Raw genomic sequence first — 4,839 nt, forward strand, 5'->3', positions numbered from 1 at the left:
AATAGGGACACAACGCTGCCTTTTACAAGCTGACGTTCCGAGCTTCTCTAGCGCACAGAAAACACCGAACTACACCGAATTTTGCTGAATACGACGCCGCTGAGGAAAACACAGAACGTGTCATTTTCCAAAAATAATTCTCTTGCCTTCAACACGCTCAGGCGCCTACGATACGTGGTTTGGGAAGTAAAAAGATACGTGAAGTGGTGAACGTCGCGATCCCGATAGCTATCGGGACTAACCTCTAACCTCTAACCCGCACCACAAAATAATTCTTCTTCCCGCGTTGCAACAGCAGCAGGCCGTCGGTTAAGAAATCCGAGGGGGTTACCACTTTGTCTAAGCCCACTTTTTCGCGGTTAATGGAAATCGAATTTTCCGTTAGGGCGCGACGAGCTTCCGAGTTCGAAGGTAAAAATCCGGTTTGTTCGGCTAAAAGCCGGATGATTTCCACGCCGTTTTCAAAAAGTTCCCGCGGTAATTCCTTTTGCGGAACGCCTTCAAAAACTTCCAGAAACGTTTGCGCATCGAGTGTTTTTAGGGCGTCGGTGCTGTTTCCAAAGAGGGCTTCCGAGGCGGCAATGGCATTTTGCAGTTCGGATTTGCCGTGTACAAATGCGGTTACCTCTTCGGCGAGGCGTTTTTGCAGGATGCGTAAATGCGGCGCTTGTTTATGCTCGTCGATGAGAGCGGTAACAGTAGTTTGGTCTAGAAACGTGAAAATCTTGATGTATTTCTCGGCATCATCGTCGGCGGTGTTTAGCCAAAATTGGTAGAATTTATAAACCGAAGTTTTATCGGCGGTGAGCCAGATGTTGCCGCCTTCCGATTTTCCAAATTTGCTGCCGTCGGCTTTGGTAATCAGCGGACACGTCATCGCAAACGCTTTGGCATCGGGTTGGTTATCCACGTTCATACGGCGCACGAGTTCGGTTCCGGTGGTAATATTTCCCCATTGGTCCGATCCGCCCATTTGTAGCATGCAGTTGTGGGTTTTGTGCAGGTGGTAAAAGTCGTAACCTTGAATAAGTTGGTAGGTGAATTCGGTAAACGACATCCCATCGCCTTCGGCTTGAATGCGTTTTTTAACCGATTCTTTGGCCATCATGTAGTTAACACTGATGCGTTTTCCAACGTCGCGCGCAAAGCTAATGAAGCTAAACTCCTTCATCCAATCGTAGTTGTTTACCAGGATGGGCGCGTTGGCGTCGGTGGCGTTGAAGTCTAAAAACCGACTCAAAACAGCTTTAATACCGGCCACGTTGCGTTCGAGAGTAGTTTCGTCGAGCAGGTTCCGTTCGTCTGATTTCCCCGACGGATCGCCAATCATGCCTGTAGCACCGCCCACAAGCGCGATGGGTTTGTGACCAAAATTTTTCAAGTGCACCAACAAAATAATGGGCACCAAACTGCCAATGTGCAGCGAGTCGGAAGTAGGATCGAACCCGATATAAGCGGTAGTCGATTCTTTTAAAAGTTGTTCTTCCGTTCCGGGCATAATGTTGTGCACCAAGCCGCGCCATTGCAATTCTGCTACTAAATTGTTCATCTCAAAAAATTTGCGCAAATATAAGCAAGTGAGTAGGGATAATTGATACCAAGAGCCGCTGCATTTTCGCCAAACGATTACCCGAACGCACGCCGCACCCGCTCAACTAATTTTACGAAGCCAAACTCCTAACGAAAGAGGTTTACAGTTTTTGTTTTTGTGAAGCTATTCCCGTTTTCCGCTGTAGTCCTCAAAAAATACGCTTTTTTCATTGGGCTATACCCGGCTTCTTGGGTCGCCGTTTCTAGCCCAATTCAAACTAGCGTCTTTTTCTGCGGGCTGCCGCTGCAACCGGGGCTAGGGCGAGACGTTACTGGCATTTGGTGGAAAAATACCTATATGTAGGTAGTGTTGGGAGGAGGGGAGTGGGTAGATTTGTAATTTACAAACAACTAAGTTTTTAAGTGACACTCGCAACTCGTTTTTGAAAGAATAAAGATTTAAATAAATTGATTTTAATATTGTTACGAATTGAAATCTCATCAAATCTTATTTATTTTTTCTCATGAGTTGTTTTTTATCTCCAGTTGAGAAGATGTATAGAATTTCAAAAGTTGTTTAGTTAAATTTTCACTTGAATTATAAAATGGAAAAACAGACGATAAATAATGATGTAACAGAAGAGGACTTGAAATCAATCTTTCAAGAAATTAATAATCTTAGCAAAGATTTAAATGATCTGGCAGTCGATATATTTAAAATCGAAACCGCTAAAAAGCTAGTTTTTACACCTAGTATTTTCATCTTCTCTGCCATAAATAGAGCAATTGCTCTAAATAAAGCATATATCACCTTATGTGAAACTGAAAATTACATAACAGCAGTAGGTTTACTGAGGTTACAAGCAGATAATTGTATGAGAGTATATGCCGTAAGTTTGGTAAACGACAGGGGGAAATTCTTTCAGGATGTTTTAGCAGGTAAACACATCAGAAACATGATAGATGCTGAAGGAAATAAAATGACAGATGATTATCTTGCAACTGAATTAAACAAGCATTTTCCAGGCTTTAAATCTCTTTATAAAAATGCAAGTGGATACATTCATTTCTCTAATGAGCATCTCAAACTTAATAAAAAGACTTCAAAAGGAAATGGCTTTTTCATCAATGAACTTTTAATAAATGGCGGACATAATTTTAAAATTCCCCATAAAGTTGATTTCTCATATAATATGCTATTGGTTGGGACTGAATTGTATAAACTAATAAAAGGCTATAGATTACATATTATTGATTTGTTAGATAATTACTAATTAGATTTAGCAGCACATACGGCTGTATGATAAGCTTTAAGCGTGGTGCATATAAAAAAACTGTAGCTAGTATTGGGTTGGAAATACATTATCGAAAAGTGCCCTGTTCCTCAAACGCTCCCGAATTTAATGCTACCTCGAAAGTACGCTGCACCAACAAGCCCAAGTGCATAACGCAACACGCCAACAAACATCACAACCGCTTCCGCAACGAAGCGTTTTTTTATCTGCCAAATTTCATCGAAAAATGAGCAATATATTAACATGTGTACGTATATAGGCGTATGCAACTAAGTGGGCTACCTAGTTTAGTATGCCGCGCTATAAGTTTACGTGGTTGGCTACCCATTAAATTACGTTTGAAACAAATAAAACATAGTCGCCATATAAGTTTTTTGAGTCGCCGACCTACTAAACAAGATGCGCAACCCATAAAATAGCGTAGGCGACCCTTAAAACAAGGTTAAAAACCTACACAACTAAGTAGCCGACTAAGTTTACTACGTACTGATACGTACAAAATTTCATTTTGAAGCGTACGTCCCTAAAATAAGTTCACCACTTCACGTATCGTTTTGTCCTGACGAACCCACAATTCGTTGGTTCTAGAGTGCTTTGGGAAGTTCATCGCAAATGAGGTTTTTCACCTTTTCTATTTCTTCATTCTTTCGCTTCTTTTACTTTTTTCGCTTTCGATAGCTATTGGAATTCGCTTTTTTCCCTTGCGCAACTTTTCCGCGCGAACGGGTGCAGCGTCATCCTTTTAGGCGCTACGTATTTCCACTGCCGTTTTGCCTAAAAGATACAGCGGAACACGTGACGGCGTGCCTATTTTTTGCGCAGCGACGACTCGTTTGCCGGCGCGCCCACATTTTAATATAAAAAGCACTAAAATTGCAACGCACTCCCCAAAATCCTCGCTGTCGTACGAGTACATCCCAGTTGTATTCTTTACACTATTTCAAAATGATTCGAACAGCCTTCTTCTCGCTGTCTTTTTATAGTAAAACACTCCCCACCACCCCTACCGTAAAATTTCTACCACGTTGGTTTGTTACAATTTCCGAACATGTCACGCTATCAGGTTACACATGCTACCAAGTTGAACCTAACAAACAACCAATTGTATGTTAAAAACCGACATCAATTTTTTCATCGAACGTACGCTTTTTAAATTCTTCTAAATTTGCGGCAAAAATTGGGGTAAACCGAACAATTTATGAACGTAAAAAACAGAAAATTCACCATTGCTCAGTTGGAAATTAGAAAGCTAATCACTTCCGATTTGTTGTACATTCTGGTATTTTTTCTCGCACTAGTGTATTATTTCAGCATTCCGTCGTACAAACCAAAGGATGCAGAAAAAGTTTCTGCATATATTGCTTTTGGCGCCAGTTTTCTTACCATTTTTTGTCCGTTTGGTCTGCGGTTTCGAAACATCTATTTCTCACTCATTTGGCTCGTTTTATGTACCGCCCATTTAGTTGGCGCTGAAGCCTTTGCAGAAGTTCCGATATTATGCTTTTTAGCCTATCACAGTGTACGATTGCTATTTTGGAAAATATACAAGCGCGAGTTTATTCCGTATGAAGTAGGAGAAGGATCTATGACCCGTTACATTAGTTTTTTTGAAGGCAGAGGCGGAAACAAGCAAGACAAGACTTTCACTTTTATACTATTAATCCTCGGCATTTCGATAATGATTTTATCTTTTTTCAGGTTGTCGCAGTAAATCAAAACACAACAACATCAGCCATTTCTCAATTGCCAGATGCACATTTTTCAGGCGGTTTGCTACGTTCTGTGTTTTCCTCAACAGCCAAATATTCCACAAAATTCTGTGAGCTTCAGCGTTTTCTGTGCGCTTTTTTTAGTATTAAGATTAGAGTATTAAGTATTAAGACTTTGCGACGTTCACCACTTAACGTATCTTTTTGGAGAAGCTAGTCCCGATGGCTATCGGGATAGCTATCGGAATTGATGATTACACCACTTAACGTATCATGTCGCCTCCTCAACCCACTATTCGCCGGAG

3 protein-coding genes are annotated in these 4,839 nt (G+C 41.2%); 2 read left to right on the forward strand and 1 reads right to left on the reverse strand.

The window, feature by feature from the left end; all coding sequences use genetic code 11:
* Nucleotides 1-244: 244 nt before the first annotated feature.
* Nucleotides 245-1,549, reverse strand: a complete 1,305-nt coding sequence (gene tyrS, locus Q0064_RS03330; protein ID WP_298144260.1) for a tyrosine--tRNA ligase — start codon at nucleotides 1,547-1,549, stop codon at nucleotides 245-247.
* A gap of 586 nt (nucleotides 1,550-2,135) precedes the next feature.
* On the opposite strand from tyrS, the gene Q0064_RS03335 reads away from it, so the two are divergent.
* Nucleotides 2,136-2,804: a hypothetical protein gene (locus tag Q0064_RS03335; protein WP_298144263.1), complete on the forward strand. Its 669-nt coding sequence runs from the start codon at nucleotides 2,136-2,138 to the stop codon at nucleotides 2,802-2,804.
* Between the two features lie 1,219 nt (nucleotides 2,805-4,023).
* Entirely contained in the window at nucleotides 4,024-4,536 is a 513-nt protein-coding gene (locus Q0064_RS03340; RefSeq protein WP_298144266.1) for a hypothetical protein, read from the forward strand.
* The last annotated feature ends 303 nt before the right edge of the window (nucleotides 4,537-4,839 follow it).

Source organism: Flavobacterium sp. (assembly GCF_027490375.1).
Lineage (GTDB): Bacteria > Bacteroidota > Bacteroidia > Flavobacteriales > Flavobacteriaceae > Flavobacterium.